The following is a 20,587-nucleotide window of genomic DNA, read 5'->3' as shown; positions in this document are numbered from 1 at the left end:
ACACGAACCATGGAACAACGGCATAAAAAAAGCCCCGATTTTCATCGGGGCTAATTGATTGTTAATTTGGAGGGGTATTAATGTCCGTGATCTAAATCGTATTCATTTACATCTTTATGGTCGTATGGTTCAACCATTAATTCATCAATGGTTTTTCCTTTTTTATTGAAACCTAAACGCTCTAACATTCTGTCGAATATTAAATACACTACAGGTACCACAATTAAGGTTAAGAATAACGAACTGGTTAATCCACCAACAATAACCCATGCCAAACCATTTTTCCATTCGGCACCTGCACCACTTGCAAGGGCAATAGGAAGCATACCAAATACCATGGCAATGGTTGTCATTAAGATAGGACGTAAACGTGCATGGTTGGCCAGTACTAAGGCTTCTTTGGTTTCTTTACCTTCGGCCTTTAAGTGATTGGTAAAATCGACCAGGATAATCGCATTTTTCGCTACCAGACCCATCAACATAATTAAACCTAAAATGGTAAAGATACCGATAGAGTTATTGGTTAAGGCCAGGGCCAGTAGGGCTCCGATTACCGCTAACGGAAGCGAGAACATCACCACCAATGGATAAATAAAACTATCATAAAGGGCTACCATGATCAGGTAAACTAAAATGATCGAGGCTAACAAGGCAATACCTAAAGTACCAAAACCTTCTGCCTGGTTTTCCTGATCTCCCGCCCAGCTGTAACTCACACCTACAGGAGCTTTTAATTTACCGTTTTTCTGTAATTCCTCTAATTTAGCCTGGAATTCAGCAACTACGGTACCCGTAGGACGGCCAATTGATTGTGCTTTAACCGATACTGAAGTAGATTTATTTAAACGCTCCAGCTGACTTGGGCCTGAACCTTCGGTAATGGTTGCAAACTGCGATAATTTAATTTGTTTGCCATCATTGTTTACAAAAATCAGATTACGCACGTCTTCTACATTCTGGCGGTTAAAGTTTTGATACTGGATATTGATATCATACTCGTATTCGCCTTTTCTGTATTTACCATCAGTATTACCCGCAAATGCTGTTTGCATGGTAGAACCTACTGTTTGTAAAGTTAGGCCCACTGCCGACATTTTATCGCGATCTACCTGTACGTTAATCTCAGGTGTTCCTTTTTCTACTGATAATTTAATCTCGGTAGCACCTGGAATAGCTCCAAGTACTTTTTGTGCACCTTCGGCATATTTTAACGCACTATCTAAATCAGAACCCATTACCACCAACTGAATTGGCGCATTTTCGGCAATACCCAAAATACTAATCGGCACTGTTTTTACTTTTGCACCTACCAGTTCTTTGGCCAATGCACGGCTCATTTTAGTTGCGAAAATATCAGAAGAAACACCTTCTCTTTTATCACGTTCAACCAGCTTAACGTTGATTTCTGATTTGTAAGCAGTAGCCTGTGTACCACCGAAATCACCTGTCGATTGACCTACAGTAGTAATCAACTGTGTAATTTCTGGTTGTTTATCCAAGAAAGCCTCAGCTTTTTGCGTCAGGAAGTTGGTTTGCTCTAATGAAGCATCTTTTGGTAACTCTAACTGCACCAAAAACTCACCTTTATCTGATTTAGGGAAAAACTCTGAACCAATGAAACCGCCGGCTAACAATCCGCATGAACTGAAGAACATCACCACTACGATAATCAAGGTTAAAGCTTTGTGATTTAATGACCAGTTTAAGATGCTGGTAATCCACAGTGTGAATTTTTTCAATTGCTTTTCGAACCAAAGGATAAAGCGGCCAAACAGGTTTTTACCTTCAATACGTTCTAATTTACCGAAACGTGAGAAAATAAGCGGTACAATGGTAAACGAGGCAACTAATGAAAGCAAAGTTGCAATAATTACCACAATACAGAACTGACGCAGGATGTTCGAAACTAAACCGGTACTTACTGCAATCGGGAAGAATACCACCACAATTACGAAAGTGATCGATACTACTGTAAAACCAATCTCACGTGTTGCATCTGAAGCAGCGCGCACTTTGTTTTTACCCATTTCCATGTGTCGCTGGATATTCTCCAATACCACAATCGCATCATCCACCAGGATACCTACCACAAGCGATAGCCCAAGTAACGACATTAAGTTTAGTGTAAAACCAAATAAGCCAATACCGATAAAGGTTGCAATTAACGATACCGGGATCGATACCATTACAATGATCGCATTACGTAAGCTGTGTAAGAAGAAAAGCATTACAAAAGCCACCAAAACTACCGCTAAAATTAAATCGTGGATTACGGCATCGGCTGATTCTAAAGTAAAGATCGAACTGTCGTTAACAATTCTGATATCTAATTTATTTGATGCGTATTCTAATTTAAGTTTATCAATAATTTTATGAACACCTTTACTTACCTCTACCGCATTCGCGTCACTTTGTTTAATAATCTGGATCGCGATTGAAGCCTTACGATCGATACGGGCTAATTTTTCAGTTTCTTTTTGCGAATCCTGAACATCGGCCACATCGCCTAAACGGATTTGTGCACCATCTTTACCAGTAGTTAAAACCAGGTTTCTTAACTCTTCAATGCTTCTGTACTTACCCGATAAACGGATCAATACGTCCTGGTTTTGTGTTTTAACACTTCCGGTAGGGAAATCCAGGTTTGAAGAAAGGATCATTTGCTGTACCTGTGGAACTGCAAGGCCATAGCCCTGTAGTTTGTTGGCATCAAGCGAAACCTGAATTTCGCGCTCAGAACCACCCACTAAGTTTACCTGTGCAATACCATTAACCCTCGAAATTACCGGGGCAATACGTTTGTCAATTAAATCGTAAAAACTTACGTCGTCCATGTTGGCAGAGGCCGACATGGTAATTACGGGTAAATCATCAAGTGAGAATTTACTTAACGAAGGTGTTTTTACATCTTCAGGTAGCTCGGCCAGGATGGCGTTCACCTTACGTTGCGCATCATTTAACGAGATATCGATGTTAGCGGCGTCTGTTAAAGTAATGGTTACTGTAGATAAACTCTCGAAAGATACCGAGTTGATTTTTTTGATGTTCTCCATCGATGATACCGCATCCTCGATTTTTTTGGTTACGGTATTTTCAACCTCATTTGGCGATGCACCAGGGTAAATGGTCGAAATAGATACTACGTTGTTTGAGAATTTTGGAAGTAACTCATAGCCCAACGAAAAGTAACTGAGTAGCCCAAGTAAAGTTAGTGCGGTAAATACCACAATAACCAGCGAGGGCCTTTTTATAGATATATCTGTTATCTTCATTTTAATTTTTTATTGCAATTGAAATAATATCGTCCTTCGACAGGCTCAGGATGACAAACTGTAAACTGATAACTGCCAGTTGAACTATTTTACGATAGTAACAGCAGTTCCGTCAGCCAGGTTAATCTGTCCGCTGGTAATTACTGTTTCGCCTTCTTTTAAGCCATCCAAAATCTCCACATTATCTCCTAAAATACGGCCCGAAACCACATTGCGGATTTTTGAAGTATTGCTGGCTTTATCCAGTAAGAAAACCTGGTTGCTGCTTACACTACCTACAAATGACGTACGTGGAATAAGAATGCTTGGCGCTTGTTTAGGGAATTTAAACACAGCAGTTCCGTACATACCAGCTTTTAAGGTGTTTTTGTGGCTGTTGTCTACTTCAATTTCGATTGGGAAGTTTAAAGTTGCATCGGCTTTAGCTGCAATAAAAGTTACCTTACCGGTAAAATTATCAGTTGGGAAAACAGAAGATTTGATTGTAATCTGATCGCCGATTTTAAGGTTAGCCACCTGCGATTCGTTTACATTAACTTTCAGTTTTAATTTAGAAACATCAACCAGTTCGAACATTTGCGTGCCTTGTGTATTTACAAAAGCACCAACCTCAATGTATCTTTTGTTTACGATACCGTTAATTGGCGATTTGATATTGGCATCGCTTAATTTACGTTGCGAAGCCTGTAAACGCAGTTTTGCATTTCTGGTAGCCAGTTTAGCCTGGTCTAACTGTTGCTGCGTAACACCACCAGTCTGAAACGAGCTTTGGTATCTGGCCTCGTCGCGTACAGCATTCTGGTAGTTCGCTTCAGCAGTTTCCCTGTCGGTATTGATAATTTCGGCATCAATACGCGCCAAAACCTGACCTTTGCTTACGCGGTCACCTTCATCAACATAAATTGCGGTAACACGACCAGCATTTTCTGATAAGAAGTTTAATTCTTGTTTAGGGATAAAATTTCCGTTTGCACTGAAATCTAAATCCACAACTTTTTTCTGTACTTCAGCAACCCGAACGGCAACTGCACCGCCACCTTTAGCAATGAAAGCAGTTTTTTCTTCGTTCTTCTTTTTGTTGTTTTTTAAGACATAAGCTATTGCACCAAGGGCAACAACAACTACGATGATTATGGTAATTACTCTTTTCATTTCTATTGTACTAGCGATTTAATATTTCCGTTTGATTTGATTAATTGTATTTCGGCTATTTTATAATTTAATAAAGCCTGTGTATAGCTGTTTTGTGCCGAGGTAAGTGCATTTTCGGTATCCAAAAGATCGGTTAACGAAGCTAAGCCGTTGTTATAGTTATTTTGAGTACTTCTGTAAATCTCTTGCGCCAGGTCGGCATTTTTACGTTGCGATTTAATGGTGTTTAAGTTGTTGCGCAACTGTATTTTAGCATTTTCGTAAGCCAGGTTTAAAGAGTTATTCGTTTCTTTTCTGCTTTCCTGAGCTTTTTTAATATTTACATCAGCCTGGCGGATTTTAGAACGGGTTAAGAAACCGTTAAAAATAGGCACTTTTAAAGTCAGGCCTACTGCCGATGCGCCATAGCCGATGGCTGCAGCATTAGATTTCAGGAAGTCGAAACCATCACTCTGGCTCGAATAAGTATAGTTACCCGTTAAAGCCAATGAAGGATAATATTCGGCTACATAGGCTTTTCTTTGCAGCGATAGCAATTTATCCTGGTTGTTTAAAAGTTTAACCTCTGTTCTGTTAGCCAGATCGATAGAATCGGTAAATACAGGCAGGGTAGTTACTTCAGTTAACTCGGTAGCAGGCAGGCTGATTGGTGTAGCCACCGGCATCCCCATCGAAAACTTCAACTGGTTTTCCAATTGGGTAATCGCGTTGATGGTTTGTTCGCGCTGCGTATTCAGGTTGGTTAAGTTTACACTAATCCGGTCTACATCAATTTTTCTGGCTAAACCATTTTTGTACTGGTTACCAACGATTTTTTCAACTACCTTAACATTTTTAATGTTGGTGTCGATTACGTTAAGCTGTTGCCTGTTTACCAAAACCTGATAGTAATTGTTGGCTACCAGCTCGATAATCTGCTCTTCTGTTAACTGCGAAGTAAGGTTGTAGTATTCTTCACTTGATCGTGCAGCCTGCAAGCCGGTAAAAACCTGCTGGTTAAACAATTGTTGCGAAAGCTGAACGCCTGCAGTTGAATTCCAGTTCTGGCCTAATTTGATCGCCTGTGTTTGTCCACCAAAATTAGCAACCAACTGACCAATAATAGGGTTGTAGGTTAGGCCTACGTTTCCGGTAATTTGTGGTAAGGCCTGTGCCCTTACTTCCTCTACCTTATATCTTCCACCTTCAATATCTAGCTTGGCATTTCGCACTTTTGTATTGTTCTGGAGCGCAAAGGTGAGCGCGTCTTTTAAGGTAATTTGCTGCTGTGCAATTGCCAGCTGCGGTAAAACCGAGCCGATAATGGCGATGAGCATTAATCTTACCATTTTTATTCTAAGCATAATGTATTGTTTTTTGTTTTTGGGTTCTTCTCTATATTTTCAGCCCTTAAGCAGTGGCCGTTTATTGTGTTAACGTTAAGCTTTTTAGTCTACGCACCTTAAGCCTCTTACAAATATGGTGGTCAGGTTTTTTTGCTTCATCGTCATTTTATTTAAAGCTTTTTTATCAGGGAAAAGGTCTTTGCCGGTTTCCATAATGCACATGGTACAAAGGCCCATCAAACTTTCCAGGTACAATTCGGCCACATGTGCGGTATCATCATGTTCAATTTCTCCCTTTGCTTTAGCCTGACTGAAAATCTCTGCGAAAAAATCTTTTTCCGATTCTTTCAGGGTATGCAGTTTGCCTTTAATTACCTCATCGTTCAGTAAATCAGGAATGCCCTCTGTAATGCGGAGCATGTAATATTTTTGGAAAAAAGTGTTCCGGACATCAATGGTATTAAAAAGGATTTCCTGTACCGGCAGATCAGGATTGTATTTCTTTTTAATCAGCTCGAAAAAATCGTTAAACACTCTTTCAATAACCCCCACTATCAAATGTTTTTTATCCGGGAAATAATAATAAAGAGATGGTTTGGATACGGATAAATCTTCGGCAATATCGTTCATCGTGGTTTTACCAATACCAAAATGGATAAAGCGTTTTATAGCACCATCTATAATTTGCTCTCTCTTTTTATCGGCTACAATCATTTTACTTTTCTACTTTCTGACTTTTTTAATATTTTAGTCAAAAATAGTGCTAAAAAATGATTTGTCATGAAATGTTTGGCTAAACCAAAGCTAAGCTTACAATTTCATGACATAAATATACAATTTTTGCTGTTATATATCTTTACAAACCAGTTGTTTAGGAATTTTGTCCGTAGTAATTAACATATTTACTGTCCTGTTTACCATAGCTGGGATGGAATGCTTGTCGTGGTTTATACACAAGTATTTATTTCATGGTCCATTGTGGTTTATGCATAAAAGCCATCATCAGAAAGCTAAATCTTTTTTTGAATGGAATGATCTTTTTGCGCTCTTGTTTGCCGGTCTTTCGTTGCTGTTAATGTATGTGGGGAGCAAGAGTGTTGATTACCGTTTTTTTGTTGGTTTAGGAATTAGCCTGTACGGCTTGATTTATTTCATCGTGCACGATTGGTTTGTACACCGTCGTTTTAAAACCTTTAAAAGCACTAATGCCTATTTGCTGGCTGTGCGTAAGGCACATAAAATCCATCATAAGAATAGGGGCAAGGAAAAGGGCAAAGCTTTTGGATTGTTGTTTGTAAGGAAAGATCTGATCTCCTAAACCACAAAAATATTTAAAATTATTATAAATAACTAAAATATTAGTTTATATTTAATTAATCATTTAAATAAATACTAAGCTTATGAAAATTTTAGTTTTTTTAGGGTTGCTTGTAACTAGCACCAGTTTATTTGCGCAACAATTTGCGTTTGAGGTTAAAGGGCATATTCAGGATACCGAGAAAGCGAAGTACGCTTACTTATACAGTGCCGGCAATAAAGGACTTTTTTTAAGGGTACCTCTGGTAAATGGAACTTTTAAGTTTAAATCAAATGCCGATCTGGATGGAAATCTTTTACGTTGGGGGATCATCTTTGTTGAAGCAAGAAATAATGTTACCGCAGCAGAAGTAAAAAAGAACCTCGATACGCAAACCTGGTTACCGGGCGGTACCGCCAAAATAAAAAATATCATTTTAGAAGATATTGATCTGGATATTACGCAGGGAAGTCAGATTAACTACCCTGAAATAGTTGGCGGAGGTATATTCAATAAACAACTAAAGGAAATTACGGCTACTGGAAGTGCCAAGAAAATTAATTCATTTGAATTTATTAAAAAATATCCCAATTCGCCGGTGAGTGTGCTTGAACTGCAAGGCATCGCAAACTTTTTGGAAGTATTATCTTTAGCTAAATTTGAGCAGACTTTTGGCGGCTCTCCACAGAAAATGTATGCGATGCTATCTGATCGTTTAAAAGAAAGTAAAGAAGGAAAAGCTGTTAAAATGAAAATTGAGGCAAGGAAGAAATAGGAATCGGACCAATTGTGTTGGTTGCTTATTCTGGCAGGATGCTTGTACTGATTGATCCAAAATGATGAAATGAAAAGGATTTACAGCTATTGCTCAGTTTTATTGTTGGTATTAATTGTTTCATGCGGTAAAAAAACAGCTAAAGAGCGTGCCATTGCCCTTGTAGAAAAGCAATACGAAAATAGTAACCAAAAGCTAGATTTCGAGCAGGCTACGCTCGATAGTCTGTATAATATCTCGCCCGAAGCCTATGCCGATAGTTTGGCAAAAGGCCATGAGCTCGATTCGACCCTGGCGGTGCTCGAAACTGAAATTGAACATTTTAGTCAGGCAGAATCGGATAGTGTAGGGTTGATTAGTGCAAAGCTGACCAAAGAAAGGTACCGTTTACTGGAGCTGGCCAAAACCAAGCCTGCATTTGTAGGCTGGAAACTTTCGGGAATAAAATCAGAAGATGGAAAGTCTGAAGAGTTCAATTTTAAATTCGATAAGGAAATTACAAGGATTGTAGAATAAATGCTAATTTTAATGGACAACTGATTAAACCTTTAATTAACCCTCTTATGAAAATATGTTATGTTGTAATTTTTATACTCCTAAGTTTAAACAGCTTTGCTCAAAATGAGGGTTCAAGATTTAATTTATCGGGTAAAACCAATTTAAAAGATGGAGAAAAAATTACGCTACAATATTACGGTAGCAAAGATTCTGTCTTTGTAAAGGATGGTTCTTTTGTGTTTAGAGGTAATTTAAAAGAACCTAGTTTGGCTAGTTTGAAACATGGTCAGACTAATATTTTTGATGGGCCCGAATCTGTCCGGGTGTTTTTAGAACCCAATGATTTACATATAACCGTCCTTAATGGGCAGTTTTTTAAAGCAAAACTTCTTGGATCACAAACCCAGTCAGATTGGGATAAGATTAGGCTTAAAGAGGAATCTGATCAAATAAAAGACAAAATTGATGGTTTAAATAGAGCGATTAAGGAAAAGGGAATGTCTGATTCGCTGAAAGCTGAACTTAATCTAAGAAATGAAGAAGGATCAAGGCTATTTAAAGTAGCAGAAAAAAATAGTTTAGCTTTTGTCAGAAACAACCCCAATTCTTACCTAAGCCCATATTTATTAAGTTCTTTAAGCAGATCTTTACCTAAAGATTCTGTTCAGTTCTATTACCGGAGTTTTTCAGCGCCAGTGCTAAATAGCGCATGGGGAAGGTTCATTTATAAAGAATTAGGTTATGAAGAAACAAGTAAAATAGGGCAACCAGCTCCCGATTTTTATGCGAAGCTGGCCAATGGAAAAACGATCAGCCTTGCCGGATTTAAGTCTAAAAAATATGTATTGTTAGATTTTTGGGGAACCTGGTGTGTGCATTGCAGAGCATTGAGTCCTGATATGATCAAAATGTACAAAAAATATGAAAGTAAAGGGCTGGAAATTGTAAGTATTGCCACTGACAATGATCGTAAACTTTGGCAAAAGGCAATTGTGGATGACCAGACTGGTTTATGGAAACATATTCTATTAATTGATGCAAGCAAAAGTGCTAAAGGTGATAATTTGGTAGTGCAATACAGCGTCTCGGCTTTTCCAACATTTATCTTGATAGATAGAGAGGGGGAAATAGTTGGTCGTTACATCGGAGAGGGTAACGATTTTCATGTTAATTTAAAAAATAAACTAGCTGAAATTTTCGAATAGCGAGCATACTGCCAATCAAATATTAATATAAGGCCTTTTTCTTTTACTTTTGCAGCATAACAAAATCAACATGCTTCAAATTCAGGAAAATATTTCGTTAAAACCATACAACTCTTTTGGAATCGATGTTAAGGCAAAGTTCTTTGCCGAAATATTTTCGGAAGATGAATTGAAGGCTTTGTTTCAGCAGGAATTGGTGAAAACGCAAAAACTCCTGATTATTGGCGGCGGAAGCAATGTATTGTTTACGCAGGATTATGAAGGTTTGGTTATCAAAATCAGCATTAAGGGTATTGAATCTGAAATTGCCGGAGATCAGGTTACGGTAACTGCAGGTGCCGGCGAGGTGTGGAACGATTTTGTAAACTATTGTGTACAGCATGGTTTTGCAGGTGTAGAAAATTTGAGTCTGATTCCAGGAACGGTGGGTGCATCGCCCATACAAAACATTGGTGCATATGGAGTAGAACTGAAAGATGTTTTTGAAAGCTGTACCGCATTTGAGATCAAAACCGGAAAGTTTAGCACATTTAATTATGCAGATTGCCACTTCGGTTATCGCGAAAGTGTTTTTAAAGGAGCTTTAAAAGGACAGTTTATCATTACTTCGGTTACTTTCCGTTTATCGGCTGTGCCCAAAATTAATACTTCTTATGGCGCTATCGAAACCGAATTGCAGAACAGAGGAATAGAAAACCCAAATATTGCTGATGTTTCTGCAGCGGTATCGCACATTCGGGTGAGCAAATTACCCGATCCCTCTACCATTGGTAATGCTGGTAGTTTCTTCAAAAATCCGGTGATCGAAAAACATGAATTTGCCGATATTGTAGCAAAACACCCCGATGTGGTGCACTATACAACAGTCGATGATAAAGTTAAGCTGGCGGCAGGCTGGTTAATTGAACAGTGCGGCTGGAAAGGTAAAGTGGTGGGGCAAACAGGTACCTGGAAAAACCAGGCTTTGGTTTTGGTTAACCATGGCTATGCTACTGGTACAGAAGTGTATAGTTTTTCTGAACAGATTATAGACAGTGTAAAGGCCACCTTTGGTGTTGAGCTTGAGCGAGAGGTAAATATTCTGTGACGAATGCGCGGATAAGCCTAAGCCAGTGGTTTTAGCACCGTGCCAGAAATTTTTGGTACTAAGTTTGTTTAGATAATTGCGAATGGACATTAATTCATTTGTTTTTTTTAATCTACCTAAAGCTTAAATATCATGACAAAATTCGAATTCAATCACCTCGTTAATCATCACTCCGTATCGCTTAGATCTTACGCTTTAAATTTTACAAAAGACGCAGAAGATGCAAATGATCTGGTTCAGGATACCATGTTGAAGGCGATTACTTACTACAACAAGTTTAAAGAAGGTACGAATTTGAAAGGTTGGTTATTTACCATCATGAAAAATACCTTTATTAACAATTACCGCCGTTTGGTAAAAACAAATACCTTAATTACACAGAGCGAAGATATTTCTTCGGCTAACCTTTCGTACAGTGCAACTAAAAACCAGGCAGAAAGTAAATTTGTGCTGGGCGATATCGATAAAGCCTTATCGCAGTTACCTGAAGAATACTATGTTCCATTTATCCGTTATTTCGAAGGTTATAAATACCACGAAATTGCCGATATGTTAGAAATTCCAATCGGAACAGTAAAGACCCGTATCCACGTAGCAAGGGGCATTCTAAAAAAATACCTTAAAACCTACTCAAAAGACATTGCCAGCACAGAAATGGCTTAAGATACATCAATTGAAAAACATGGGGCTCAGATTTATCTGGGCCCTTTTTTATTTTAGCTCATTTCAAGGTGTCATCATTTCGTGTGGGTGTAAGGTAGTCTTTGAACCTATCTCCGAAATGCTTCATCCGACTTTTCAATAGCTTTTGATCAGCGCTTTTATCTTTTTAAATCTGCGGGAAAAATTAGACTGTTATCGCAATTGGTATTTTGCGGGAAAGATGTTGAAATAAATCCGATAGCTATCGGATCAGCATGACGATCGTGTTATTTAAAAGTGTTAAAAGCAAAAGGCCCGGAAAAATCCAGGCCTTTTTGCTTATCATATATTTGGTTAGTTGATTCTTATTTTTTCTTTCAACAATTCGCCTTCTCTCTAATTTCGAAACAAATGAAAACCTCAAACAATAATGCGTTTTATCGGTTTTTTGCAGTGTTTTTGTTTTGTGGTTATAAAGATAAGGGAAATTTTAAATTTGTCAAGCTTTTTTTAACTTTTTTATTATTTCTTTTGCTACCACTTGGCCAGAGATGATTGCAGGGGGCACACCGGGGCCGGGAACGGTTAATTGTCCGGTGTATAAAAAATTTGTTACATTGCTTTTCATTTTAGGCTTTAAGAAAGCCGTCTGTTTCAAAGTGTTTGCTAATCCGTAAGCGTTTCCTTTAAAAGCATTATAGTCTGCCACAAAATCATCCATGGCATAACTGCGTTTAAACAAAATGTGGTCACTAATGTCGTTTCCGGTTAAATCTTTAAAGCGTTTAACCAATAAATTAAAGTATGCTTCCCTTTTACTTTCGTTATCTTTTAATCCTGGAGCAACCGGAATCAAAAAGAAAAGATTTTCGCAGCCCTCGGGTGCTACATCAGGGTCGGTAACCGATGGGCAGCAGGCATAAAACAAAGGTTTTGATGGCCACTGCGGGTCAGTGTAAATTTCTGCGGCGTGTTGGTCGAAAGCTTCATCAAAAAACAAACTGTGGTGGAGGATGTGATCCAGTTTTTTATTCAACCCTATGTAGAATAACAGACAAGACGGTGCCATGGTTCGTTTATCCCAATATTGCGCGTCGTATTTGCGGTATGCGGGCTCCAGCAGTTGCTGTTCGATATGATGGTAATCAGCATTACCCACTATAAAATCGCTTTCAACACGACCTTTATCGGTTATAACAGCTTTTGCCAGGTTATTTTTGACTTCAATTTTGGTTACTACAGTGTCGAAACTAAATTTTACACCAGCATTGGTAGCTATTTTTTGCATAGCTTCAACAATTTGATGCATACCACCCATGGGATACCAGGTACCTAAAACCAAATCGGCATAGTTCATTAAACTGTACAGTGCAGGGGTGTTTTGGGGTGTAGCACCTAAAAATAGTACGGGGAATTCTAACAACTTCCGTAATTTATCGTTTTTAAAAAGCTGGTGAACGTGTTTGCGCATATTGCCCAAAAGCTGCAGTTTAATGCCGCTCATGGCCAAACGAGGATCGAAATATTCCATTACACTATGGGAGGGCTTAAAAACATACTCGTTCATGCCTACCTCGTATTTGTATTGCGCCTGGTTTAAAAATAATTGCAGGTTTTTGCTACTGCCGGGTTCAAGCTGTTCAAATAAACGATACAAATCATCCAGCGCTGCGGGTACGTCGAGTGTATCGTTTTGGCCAAAATAAATGCGGTAAGAGGGGCTTAATCTTTTAAGCTCGTAAAAATCAGCTGTGGTGTGGTTAAAAAGCTGGTAAAAGTTTTCGAAAACATCGGGCATCCAGTACCAGCTTGGCCCCATGTCAAAAAGGAAACCATCTTTTGCCCAGGTACGGGCCCTGCCACCTGCCATTTCATTTTTTTCGATCACCGTAACTTCGCATCCTGCCTGAGCCAGTAAAGCCGCCGAAGCGAGGCCTGCAAAGCCGGCGCCAATTACGGTAACCCTGGTTTTTTTATCCATGGTGTAAATAAAAGCAATTTTTTGGGTTTTCCTGTCATTCTGGGTTTCGTCATTGCGAGGAGGGACGACGAAGCAATCTTACAGGGAGACTTCAATAACCGCATCAAGATTGCTTCAGCCAATGAAAAATTGGCTTCGCAATGACGGTTTATCAAGGCAATATAGTTACCTAAAGATACTCTTTTGTCTGTCTTGGCTATTGTAGAGCAAATTATCCCAAGGCCGACAGTACGCAGATTTTCTTACCTTTGCCCAGCTCATGGTTAAACTACGCATTTTATTATTCATCCTGTTTTCGGGTATTGGCCTGGCGCAGGCACAATTGTCGCCCAAAGAAATAACTTTGTTAAAAGCCAATATGGTTAAGGCGATTGAGAGTTCGAAACTTACCGATTCTTTATTCAAATCGCTGGATAAGTTGCCCAATAAAACGGCGCTTATTACTGGTTATACCGGTACCTTGCAGGCGCTAAAAGCTAAACACTCCTGGAACCCCTACAACAAAATCAAATTTGTAAGCCGCTCGCTCAAAACCATGCAGAAAGCCATAGATATGGATAAAGAAAATATGGAAATCAGGTTTATGCGGTTTTCTATCGAGTTTTATACGCCATCTTTTTTAGGTTTCAGCAAAGACCTGGCAACAGATAAAAAAGAAATTGTAAAGCATTACCAAAACGAAAATTTTGGTATGGCCGATCGGGAGCTGGTGCGTAATGTAGCTAAGTTTATGATCGATAGTAAAAGGTGCACCGCCGCCGAAATTAATGTTTTTAAAAAACACCTCTAAATGAACTACACCTATCTGCTCATTAACATCGCTGTAATTTTTTTTCCCCTCGTTTTATCGTTCGATAAAAAGGTGCATTTTTTTAGCAAATGGAGGTTTGTGTTTCCGTCCATTCTGCTTACCGGACTACTATTCCTGATTTGGGATATGCTGTTTACCAGGCTCAACGTCTGGTCGTTTAACCCTGACTACGTTGTTGGTATTAATCTTTACGGGCTGCCTTTAGAAGAAATCCTTTTCTTTTTAACTGTGCCTTACGCCTGCATTTTTATATACGAGTGCCTCAATGTGTATTTTCCTAAAAATACACTTCAGAAATACAGCCTCTCGTTAAGCAATTTAATTCTTGGGCTATGCATTGCCATTTTGTTTTTTGGTTATACCAAATGGTACACGCTTATTAATTTCGGCTTTTTGTTGGTGGTGCTCTATTTTATAGAATATGTAAATGTAAAGCTCAGGTTTATGTACCGGTTTTTCAGAGCTTATCTGGTTTCGCTTATTCCTTTTTATATCGTAAATGGCTTTTTAACGGCCATTCCGGTGGTGATGTATAACGATAAAGAGAACATGGGCTTTAGGGTAGGTACCATTCCTTTCGAAGATCATTTTTACCTCATGTCTTTGCTGCTACTTAATATTTACTTTTACGAAAAGTTTAAGAACAGGGCAGAAATTAGAGCCTTATTAAACGAAAAATAGAAAATAGGTATAACCCTGCTTCACGGTATCTTTTCCCTGCAGTTTTTTTTGTGAAAATTAGAAAATGAACGGGCAGTGGCCTGTGGCTGCGGCTAGTCCTGCTTTACATTCCAAGTCCTCGCTCATGCTTCGCTACGGGCTTTCCATTACAATCAGGTTTATTAACAGTGGCTTTTGCACCATGCAAACTTAAAAATGAAATGCTGTTTTGGCCAATTAGCCGCGGTTGGAGCGATACCCTGCAGCAACGAGGTACGAGGCATCGAAGCGTATAAGCGAAAAACGGGAGGGAATTTGCTGTTTTGCACAGGCCTTGTGCTTCAAACAAAAATGATTTAGCTTCTTTAACCATTAAGGCATTAAAGCATTTATATTTTTCTACTGCAAACTGCTTTTTCCTTATCTTCAGCACAAATTAATTTAATGGATTTACCAGTTTACACCAAACAACAGTTGGCTTTACGTAACGGAGCGGATAAGCCGCAAATTTGGGTGGCTTACAAAGGCCTGATTTACGATATGACCGAAAGCAGGCTGTGGCGTAACGGTAAACATTATGAGCACTGGGCTGGTCAGGATTTAACCGAAGAGCTTTCTGACGCTCCGCATACCGAAGCGGTTTTTGAAAAGTTTACGCCCATTGCACAGCTTGCTAAACCAAATTAATCTTGCCTAAGGTAGCCTGCTTCAAGGCTTTAAACTCTGAAGGCCTTTTGCCCACCATTTTATCAAAAGTATTGCTGAAAGACGAAATGCTGTTGTAGCCCACGCCGTAAGCAATTTCGCTGATGGTTAAATCGGTTTCGAGAAGTTTTTCCATGGCTTTTATCATTCTGGCCAGCTTCAGGTATTGAAAAAAGGAGGTATCCATAGCCGCCTGAAACAAACGCGAGAGCGTTCGTGCGCTAAATCCTGTAGCTTTCCCTACGCTTTCCAAACTCAGCCGGTCATTGGCCAGGTTATCGATAATGTATTTTAACACCGGCCTTAAACGCTGGTTTTCGGTAGTGGGCAGGGCAATAGGCAAGGGGTGCTCACTTACTACAGGCAAAATACTTTTTAGTGTATTTAAAAAATCATACTCTTTGGTATTGGGGTTAATGTTGCCGTTCCAGCGCTCAGAAAATAAAAACATTTCGAGCAGCAGGTTATTTACAGGGTAAATACCTATCTGATTGTAAAACGGGTTTTCGTGGTCAGTAGTGGTATCGAAATAGATATTACGCACCACGGCGGCCTGGTAACGGTGTTGCAAATGGTGCTCTACCCCTGCCGGAATCCACACGTAATGCCGCGCGGGGAGGAAATAAGATTTCTCTTTGGTGTATAAAAAAATAATGCCACCCTCTACATAGGTTAACTGCCCCTTTAAATGAGCGTGGTCTTGAAATCGGTCTTCAAACCTGCTGTGCCAAACATACATGGTTTCTGGTTTTTCGTCGATTGCAAATAAAAGGTCTTCGTTGCTAACTTTTATCATTTGGCTGGTTTAAACAAATATCTGTCGGTTTAGATAAAACAAAGTAACAAATCTGTGTCGAAATTTGCATCAATTAATTAACGAATATGAATTTTAGAGAAAATAAAAACTGGATAAGCTGCTTGTTAGGCTTTCTTTTGTTGCCGGTTTTTGTTCGTGCACAGGAAGTTACACTACAAAATAACTTTAGCATTAGCCAGATTTGGGCGATGGCCGATAGCAACAGCAAAAAAATTAAAGTACAGCATCTGGGTGCCGAAGCAGCCGATGCCCATATTAAAGTGAGCCAGGCCGAACGTTTACCAGAAATTGCAGCCGAAGGGATTTATGCACATGTTTTTCCGTTACCTATTTACGAAAATGGTCTTTTTCATACGCCAGCGCAGTTTCCGGTGGTGCCAGCCTATTATAAAGCCAGTGCCGATGCCTATTTTAACATTTATAATGGTGGCAAAACCAATACCGAAATTAATGCTTCAAAAGTAGAAAGTGAGCTTAAACATATTCAAAGCAGCCAAAATAAACAGGAAATCCACTATGTTGGGGCGGTTTATTTTTACGATGTTTTTCGCAATATCTCCTACCGTGGTTTGTTGGAACAGGATATCAGGGATCGGGAGAAACAACTGGCAGAGATTAATCAGTTGTACAAAAACGGTACGATATTAAAAAGTGATGTGTTGCGCGCAGAACTGCGTTTATCTAAACAACGCATGTTGCTAAGCGAGATTGAAAACAGCATTAAAATTGCCAAACAGAAACTGAATATCCTGATCGGCAGGCCGGATGATGCACCGCTAAACCCGCAGATAGCAGCTAATGAAACAGAAGCTATTGCCTTAAAGCAGGTGGACGCATATTTTAACGATGCCAAAACCTCAGCCTATAAAATCAGGATTTCGGAAAAAGAGCAGGCGTTGGCTGAGTTAAAACTGAAAAATATCAGGTCTAATGTTATGCCTTCGCTGGGTTTCTTCGGCGAATATGCCTTTGCTTACCCACAAATTCAGTTCTATCCTTATGCACTTTCGCTTTATAGCACCGGAATGGTAGGTTTAAAGCTCAAAATCCCGATTTCTTCGTGGTATACCAATCAGCATAAAGTTAAAGAGGCACAAATTAAGCTGCACCAGCAAGAGGTAGAAGATGAGGATGTGAAAGATAACATCCGTCAGGAAGTACAGGAAAATTATATCCGCTATAAAGAATCGGTGCAGCGCATAAGTGTAGCCGAAGAAAATATTAAACAAGCCGCAGAAAGTTACCGCATTGTGCAGAATACCTACTTCAACCAGTTGTCGTTGCTTACCGATTTGCTTGATGCTGAAACCCAATTGCTGCAGTCGCGTTTTGAGCTGACTACTGCAAAGGTGAATGCCAAAATACAATACTATCAATTACAAAAAGCCATAGGAAATTTATAACATGAACATACAGAAACAAAATAAAGCCGATAAAATAATAAGCAGGATAACCACTATCATAGCGCTGATTGTACTGGTGGTATTGCTGGTTTGGGGGGGTAAAACATTGCTGGGTTATATGCGTTACGAAGAAACCAACGATGCGCAGGTGGATGAATACATTAATCCGGTTACGGCCAGGGTAAGCGGTTATATTAAAGCCGTTAAGTTTGAAGAAAACCAGGAAGTGAAAAAAGGTGATACGCTGGTGCTGATTGATGATGATGATTACACTGTGCAGCAGGATGAGGCTTCGGCTTCTTTGCTGAATGCCCAGGCCCAGGTTTCGGTACAGCAAAGTAATATTAAAACGGCCCAAAGCAATGCTGCAGTAATGCAGGCAAAAATTGCGGCTGCCAAAGCCAAACTTTGGAAACAACAAACAGAATATAACCGTTACCAAAAACTGTTTGCTGCCGAATCGGCAACACGCCAGCAGCTCGAAACCGTAGAAAGCTTATTGCAGGTGGCACAGGCCGAATACCTGGCGGCTCAAGAAGATTATGCGGCAGCGCTTTCTAAAACAAACGATATTAAAGCACAAAGCGAAGTGCTGGCTTCTGAAATAAAAAGAAGGGCTGCCGTAGTGCAAAGGAATAAACTCAATACTTCTTATACGGTTATTGTGGCCCCTTACGATGGTAAAATGGGCCGAAGAACTATTCAGGAAGGGCAGCTGGTTCAAACCGGCCAAACCATTGCCTATATTGTTGATCGCAGTGCCGGTAAGTGGGTGGTAGCTAATTTTAAGGAAACACAGATTGCGAAAATGTATGTGGGAGAACCGGTAAGTGTAGCGGTCGATGCTTTTCCTGATCAGGCCTTTGCCGGCGAAATAGAATCGCTTTCTGCTGCAACAGGGGCAAGGTTCTCTTTATTGCCTCCCGATAACTCGACAGGAAACTTTGTTAAAATTGCCCAGCGCATACCCGTGCGTATCCGCATCAGCAAGCAAGATAAAGGTATTGACCTGTTAAGCGCAGGGATGAGTGCAAGTGTAAAAGTGAAAAGGGCTCAGGGCCATGATTAATAATAAGACTATATTTAAAACAGGGGTGCCTGAGTGGCTGGTCATCGTCAGTATTTTTGCGGTGCTTTTGTCATCGGTGCTGCTCTTTGCCTTATCGACTGCTGATGGGATGGCGGCCGCCGGTTATTATGGTGCTACTGCCGCTGATGTTCAATTTTCTTTACTGATGTTTTATGCGGCCGTGGCCAGTTTTGCAGTGGTAGAACGCAGGTTTTTTGCCCGCGTGGTCACCAAAGATTACCTGTTGATTTGTATTGTTTTAGAAATACTGATTACCTATTGCTGTTACCATACCCGCGAAATAGGGCTGATTTTTGCCCTTCGCTTTTTGCAGGGCATTGTAAACTGTGGTTTAACCAGTATTTCGCTCAACCTGTTGTTTAATCGTTTAAAGTCAGAGCATGCCAAAGAAACGGGTTATACCATTTTTTATGGGATGATTTTGTGCGTTTCGCCACTTACGGCTTTATTTTCGGTGCCGATAGTCGAAAATTACGAATATAACGTGGTGTATAAAGCCATGATATTTTGTTTTTTACCCAGTGCTGCACTACTTTTTAGCCTGTTAAACCGGGTGCATATTTTGCCTAAAACCCATTTGCTTAAAATAGATTGGCTCAGTTTCGTGCTCTTTGCAACCATGCTGGTGCTCATTGCTTACGTGCTCATTTACGGGCAGCAGTACGACTGGCTCGAAGACCAAACCATTGTTGTCGCTATACTGGCTATTTTACTGCTGTTTATGGTTTCGGTTGCCAGGCAGCGTAGCTTAAAAAGGCCTGCAGTTGATCTGGCTATATTTAAATCGAGGAATTTTGCCATTGGAATCGTTTTTCTGGTTATCCTGTACCTCATTCGTGGTGCTTTTGGTTTAACCTCTTCTTATTTCATCAGCGTATTGGGGATGGACTCGTTGCATGCCAATGAAATTATGATCCTGAATATTGCCGGTGTAATAGCCGGATCATTAATCGCCATTCGTTTTCTCACGCGCCAGAAACACCTGCGCGTGTTGTGGATAAGTGGTTTCGTATGCTTGTTCGTGTTTTTCGTGTGGATGGGGCAATTGTTCGCTAGCGAGGCTGGTACAGTTAACTTTTATCTGCCTTTATTTTTGCAGGGACTGGGGGCGGGAATGGTCATGTCGCCCATTGTAATGTTTATCATGTCGTCTGTTCCCGATAATATGAGCCAGTCGGCAGCTTCTGTGGGTGTTTTTGTGCGCTTTTCTACTTTTAGTTTAAGCCTGGCTTTTATTAATTTCTTCCAATTGTATTTTAAAGGGAAGCACAACGATGATTTAAGGGGAAATCTTTCCCTGCTGGATTTTAACCTGCCGGAAAGGTTGAAAATTTATCAGTCTGCACTCGCCAGCAGGGGGATGTTGCGCGATGAAGCATCGAAAGCTGCAGTGGGTTTGTTGAACAAGGCCGTGCAGAAACAGACCTTTTTGCAATTTTGTGTAAGCTATTACGATTGGGTTGCGGTGCTTTGCCTGTTTAGCATTTTGCTGATTGCTTTGCAGCCGGTAATTAGCCGTACGGTAATTAATTTGAGAAACAAACAACCTGCTGCTGCAGGATTTTAGGTCGGTTTGCAGTTTACAGTTAACAGTTTGCAGTTTGCAGTTAGCGATTTGCAATTGGGGATGTCATGTTGAGCCTGTCGAAACAGGTTTACTAATTCCTTCGATAGGCTACCATTGACAGACTGAGTAGAAGAATCGTCATTTCGACTGGAGCTTGCCGGTTTTTCACCGGTGGCGGAACGGAGAAATCTATTTAGACAGATTTCTCGGCTACGTTGCACTCCGCTCGAAATGACGACCATGGAAGAGGCTGTCACTTATATTGATTTTTATACAATAAATTACACCTCAGGATGACAA

General features: G+C 39.9%; 18 protein-coding genes. 12 read left to right on the top strand and 6 right to left on the bottom strand.

From position 1 onward, the window contains the following. Nucleotides 1-77: 77 nt before the first annotated feature. From OC25_RS25655 to OC25_RS25640, 4 genes are all read right to left on the bottom strand, one after another. A complete protein-coding gene (locus OC25_RS25655) occupies nt 78-3,272 on the bottom strand; it encodes an efflux RND transporter permease subunit (RefSeq protein ID WP_039483018.1) in 3,195 nt (1,064 codons plus the stop codon). A gap of 84 nt (nt 3,273-3,356) precedes the next feature. Continuing rightward, entirely contained in the window at nt 3,357-4,424 is a 1,068-nt protein-coding gene (locus tag OC25_RS25650; protein WP_039483015.1) for an efflux RND transporter periplasmic adaptor subunit, read from the bottom strand. Between the two features lie 2 nt (nt 4,425-4,426). Continuing rightward, nucleotides 4,427-5,767 (bottom strand): TolC family protein, encoded by a 1,341-nt coding sequence (locus OC25_RS25645; RefSeq protein ID WP_039483011.1) that lies wholly within the window; start codon nt 5,765-5,767, stop codon nt 4,427-4,429. 84 nt (nt 5,768-5,851) lie between these two features. After that, entirely contained in the window at nt 5,852-6,463 is a 612-nt protein-coding gene (locus OC25_RS25640; RefSeq protein ID WP_039483008.1) for a TetR/AcrR family transcriptional regulator, read from the bottom strand. A 166-nt stretch (nt 6,464-6,629) separates the two neighbouring features. Here OC25_RS25640 and OC25_RS25635 point away from each other — a divergent pair, with 166 nt between their 5' ends. The 6 genes from OC25_RS25635 (at nt 6,630) to OC25_RS25610 (ending at nt 11,274) form a co-directional block, all read left to right on the top strand. Continuing rightward, entirely contained in the window at nt 6,630-7,067 is a 438-nt protein-coding gene (locus OC25_RS25635) for a sterol desaturase family protein (RefSeq protein WP_039483006.1), read from the top strand. Nucleotides 7,068-7,149: 82 nt separating this feature from the next. Next, complete coding sequence (locus tag OC25_RS25630) at nt 7,150-7,821, top strand: hypothetical protein (protein WP_039483001.1); 672 nt, start codon at nt 7,150-7,152, stop codon at nt 7,819-7,821. 69 nt (nt 7,822-7,890) lie between these two features. Next, nucleotides 7,891-8,337: a hypothetical protein gene (locus tag OC25_RS25625; protein WP_039482997.1), complete on the top strand. Its 447-nt coding sequence runs from the start codon at nt 7,891-7,893 to the stop codon at nt 8,335-8,337. Between the two features lie 47 nt (nt 8,338-8,384). Further along, entirely contained in the window at nt 8,385-9,524 is a 1,140-nt protein-coding gene (locus tag OC25_RS25620; RefSeq protein ID WP_039482993.1) for a TlpA disulfide reductase family protein, read from the top strand. 70 nt (nt 9,525-9,594) lie between these two features. Next, nucleotides 9,595-10,611 (top strand): UDP-N-acetylmuramate dehydrogenase, encoded by a 1,017-nt coding sequence (gene murB / locus OC25_RS25615; protein ID WP_052266484.1) that lies wholly within the window; start codon nt 9,595-9,597, stop codon nt 10,609-10,611. Between the two features lie 132 nt (nt 10,612-10,743). Then, nucleotides 10,744-11,274: an RNA polymerase sigma factor gene (locus OC25_RS25610; protein WP_039482988.1), complete on the top strand. Its 531-nt coding sequence runs from the start codon at nt 10,744-10,746 to the stop codon at nt 11,272-11,274. A gap of 478 nt (nt 11,275-11,752) precedes the next feature. Here OC25_RS25610 and OC25_RS25605 read toward each other — a convergent pair whose 3' ends face one another. Then, nucleotides 11,753-13,234 carry a phytoene desaturase family protein gene (locus OC25_RS25605; RefSeq protein ID WP_039482985.1) on the bottom strand — a complete coding sequence of 494 codons (1,482 nt, stop codon included), beginning with the start codon at nt 13,232-13,234 and terminating at the stop codon, nt 11,753-11,755. 259 nt (nt 13,235-13,493) lie between these two features. Here OC25_RS25605 and OC25_RS27240 point away from each other — a divergent pair, with 259 nt between their 5' ends. The 3 genes from OC25_RS27240 (at nt 13,494) to OC25_RS25585 (ending at nt 15,392) form a co-directional block, all read left to right on the top strand. Continuing rightward, entirely contained in the window at nt 13,494-14,024 is a 531-nt protein-coding gene (locus OC25_RS27240; protein WP_052266483.1) for a hypothetical protein, read from the top strand. Beyond that, entirely contained in the window at nt 14,025-14,726 is a 702-nt protein-coding gene (locus OC25_RS25595; protein ID WP_039482982.1) for a lycopene cyclase domain-containing protein, read from the top strand. It begins immediately after the preceding gene. A 423-nt stretch (nt 14,727-15,149) separates the two neighbouring features. Then, a complete protein-coding gene (locus OC25_RS25585; protein WP_039482975.1) occupies nt 15,150-15,392 on the top strand; it encodes a cytochrome b5 domain-containing protein in 243 nt (80 codons plus the stop codon). On the opposite strand, the gene OC25_RS25580 is transcribed toward OC25_RS25585, so the two are convergent. Continuing rightward, nucleotides 15,379-16,206, bottom strand: coding sequence for a helix-turn-helix domain-containing protein (locus OC25_RS25580; protein ID WP_039482972.1), 828 nt, complete (start codon nt 16,204-16,206; stop codon nt 15,379-15,381). The genes OC25_RS25585 and OC25_RS25580 overlap by 14 nt on opposite strands. A gap of 86 nt (nt 16,207-16,292) precedes the next feature. On the opposite strand from OC25_RS25580, the gene OC25_RS25575 reads away from it, so the two are divergent. Genes OC25_RS25575 through OC25_RS25565 form a run of 3 tightly spaced genes read left to right on the top strand, consistent with a single transcriptional unit; the run spans nt 16,293 to nt 20,287 of the window. After that, nucleotides 16,293-17,630, top strand: coding sequence for a TolC family protein (locus OC25_RS25575; protein ID WP_039482969.1), 1,338 nt, complete (start codon nt 16,293-16,295; stop codon nt 17,628-17,630). Nucleotide 17,631: 1 nt separating this feature from the next. Then, nucleotides 17,632-18,699, top strand: coding sequence for an HlyD family secretion protein (locus OC25_RS25570; protein ID WP_039482964.1), 1,068 nt, complete (start codon nt 17,632-17,634; stop codon nt 18,697-18,699). After that, nucleotides 18,692-20,287, top strand: a complete 1,596-nt coding sequence (locus OC25_RS25565; protein ID WP_039482961.1) for an MFS transporter — start codon at nt 18,692-18,694, stop codon at nt 20,285-20,287. Before OC25_RS25570 ends, OC25_RS25565 begins: the two co-directional genes overlap by 8 nt. The last annotated feature ends 300 nt before the right edge of the window (nt 20,288-20,587 follow it).

Origin of the sequence: Pedobacter kyungheensis (assembly GCF_000812965.1) — a bacterium.
Taxonomy (GTDB): Bacteria; Bacteroidota; Bacteroidia; order Sphingobacteriales; family Sphingobacteriaceae; genus Pedobacter; species Pedobacter kyungheensis.
The sequence above is the reverse complement of the archived record's forward strand: the minus strand, read 5'-3'. Positions and strand labels throughout refer to the sequence as shown.

What these genes read in the sequence shown, in the direction of transcription:
- OC25_RS25580 (WP_039482972.1), bottom strand. Translation starts at nt 16,206, where the DNA reads ATGATAAAAGTTAGCAACGAAGACCTTTTATTTGCAATCGACGAAAAA.
- OC25_RS25630 (WP_039483001.1), top strand. Translation starts at nt 7,150, where the DNA reads ATGAAAATTTTAGTTTTTTTAGGGTTGCTTGTAACTAGCACCAGTTTA.
- OC25_RS27240 (WP_052266483.1), top strand. Translation starts at nt 13,494, where the DNA reads ATGGTTAAACTACGCATTTTATTATTCATCCTGTTTTCGGGTATTGGC.
- OC25_RS25605 (WP_039482985.1), bottom strand. Translation starts at nt 13,234, where the DNA reads ATGGATAAAAAAACCAGGGTTACCGTAATTGGCGCCGGCTTTGCAGGC.
- OC25_RS25650 (WP_039483015.1), bottom strand. Translation starts at nt 4,424, where the DNA reads ATGAAAAGAGTAATTACCATAATCATCGTAGTTGTTGTTGCCCTTGGT.
- OC25_RS25625 (WP_039482997.1), top strand. Translation starts at nt 7,891, where the DNA reads ATGAAAAGGATTTACAGCTATTGCTCAGTTTTATTGTTGGTATTAATT.
- murB (WP_052266484.1), top strand. Translation starts at nt 9,595, where the DNA reads ATGCTTCAAATTCAGGAAAATATTTCGTTAAAACCATACAACTCTTTT.
- OC25_RS25585 (WP_039482975.1), top strand. Translation starts at nt 15,150, where the DNA reads ATGGATTTACCAGTTTACACCAAACAACAGTTGGCTTTACGTAACGGA.
- OC25_RS25655 (WP_039483018.1), bottom strand. Translation starts at nt 3,272, where the DNA reads ATGAAGATAACAGATATATCTATAAAAAGGCCCTCGCTGGTTATTGTG.
- OC25_RS25570 (WP_039482964.1), top strand. Translation starts at nt 17,632, where the DNA reads ATGAACATACAGAAACAAAATAAAGCCGATAAAATAATAAGCAGGATA.
- OC25_RS25645 (WP_039483011.1), bottom strand. Translation starts at nt 5,767, where the DNA reads ATGCTTAGAATAAAAATGGTAAGATTAATGCTCATCGCCATTATCGGC.
- OC25_RS25575 (WP_039482969.1), top strand. Translation starts at nt 16,293, where the DNA reads ATGAATTTTAGAGAAAATAAAAACTGGATAAGCTGCTTGTTAGGCTTT.
- OC25_RS25620 (WP_039482993.1), top strand. Translation starts at nt 8,385, where the DNA reads ATGAAAATATGTTATGTTGTAATTTTTATACTCCTAAGTTTAAACAGC.
- OC25_RS25640 (WP_039483008.1), bottom strand. Translation starts at nt 6,463, where the DNA reads ATGATTGTAGCCGATAAAAAGAGAGAGCAAATTATAGATGGTGCTATA.
- OC25_RS25565 (WP_039482961.1), top strand. Translation starts at nt 18,692, where the DNA reads ATGATTAATAATAAGACTATATTTAAAACAGGGGTGCCTGAGTGGCTG.
- OC25_RS25610 (WP_039482988.1), top strand. Translation starts at nt 10,744, where the DNA reads ATGACAAAATTCGAATTCAATCACCTCGTTAATCATCACTCCGTATCG.
- OC25_RS25595 (WP_039482982.1), top strand. Translation starts at nt 14,025, where the DNA reads ATGAACTACACCTATCTGCTCATTAACATCGCTGTAATTTTTTTTCCC.